The organism is Billgrantia campisalis (assembly GCF_022341425.1).
Lineage (GTDB): Bacteria > Pseudomonadota > Gammaproteobacteria > Pseudomonadales > Halomonadaceae > Halomonas > Halomonas campisalis.
This window is the reverse complement of record NZ_JABFUC010000042.1, coordinates 1-1,352: the sequence shown is the minus strand read 5'-3', so window position 1 is coordinate 1,352 and position 1,352 is coordinate 1. Positions and strand designations below refer to the sequence as shown.

Annotated in this window: 1 protein-coding gene; it reads left to right on the top strand. The window is 64.9% G+C overall.

Annotated elements, in window-relative coordinates:
* On the top strand, positions 1–1,022 hold a 1,022-nt coding region (locus HOP52_RS19515), incomplete at its 5' end, for an IS91 family transposase (protein WP_238979198.1).
* Positions 1,023–1,352 lie beyond the last annotated feature (330 nt).

Genomic DNA, 1,352 nt, shown 5'->3' with positions numbered 1-1,352 from the left:
CCGAGGCGATGGGCGGGCAGGTCTTGCAGTGTACGGACTGCGACCACACCCAGGCGCACTACTTCGGTTGTCGCGACCGCCACTGCCCGCAATGCCAGGGGCGTGCCATGGCGCAGTGGGCCGAGCGTCAGCAGGCGAATATCCTGCCCGTGCGCTATTACCATGTCGTGTTCACTCTGCCGCACCGCCTGAACGGCTGGGTCCAGCTTCACCCCGAGGTGATCTACCGGCGGCTGTTCCAGAGCGCCTGGCGGACGCTGCGCACCTTTGGTCGCGATCCCAAGCGGCTCGGCGGCGAAATGGGCATGAGTGCGGTGCTCCATACCTGGGGCCAGAACCTGAGTCAGCATGTGCACCTGCACTGCCTGGTTCCCGGCGGTGCACTGGGCGACGATGGCCGCTGGCGTGGGGCGCGCAGCCACTACCTGTTCCCGGTGCGGGCCCTGTCGCGCCACTTTCGTGGGCACCTGGTCAGCGCCCTGCGTCAGGCCGCCACTGCTGGCGAACTCCACCGAGTCACCCGACCCGGCGACGTCGACGACCAGCTCAACGCCCTGATGGCCACCGAGTGGGTCGTCTACAGCAAGGACTGTCTCGAACACACCGACACGGTGGTGCGCTACCTGGCGCGCTACACGCGCCAGATTGCCATCAGCAACGCCCGCATCCTCGCCGTGGACGATCACCAGGTGACCCTGCGCTACAAGGACTATCGCGACCGTGACCGGCGTAAACAGCTCGTCCTCGATGGCGAGGAGTTCGTGCGCCGCTTCCTGCTGCATGTCCTGCCCAAGGGGCTGATGCGGGTCCGTCACTACGGCTTTTTGGCCAATCGTTGCCGGCGACGCCGCCTGACAGAAATCCGCCGGGCGCTGGCGGTCGTCGAGACGCCAGCGGATGCCGAGACGGCCACCCGTGACGCGGAGCCGACCTACACCTGCCCGCACTGCCGGCAACCGACACTGCGGGTGATCGGGACCCTCAGACCCACCAACCACAGGGCGCAACGCTATCGAGCATGAGATAACGCCAGATACACAACGGACTTTGCCAGACAACGGACTCGTCGATCCGGCCCGCTCGCGGGTCGTGGCGGCGATCGTCCCGGTGATGGATTCTGACCGGTAGACGCGCTACGTTGGGGAAAATTGCGCTCAAAAGAGACGGGAAGGATGGCCACTATCACTGCCCGAATGCGTCACCCCAGCAGCGTATGCACGCGACGAGAGGCGTCAGGTCGCACCGCAGCCAATACAATACCCTATAGAAGCTGCTTCGCAGCCTGAGGGGCGGCTTAGTCCAACAGGCATTTATTCGCCATGCTCCGCACGGCGAATAAATGCTAACCAGTT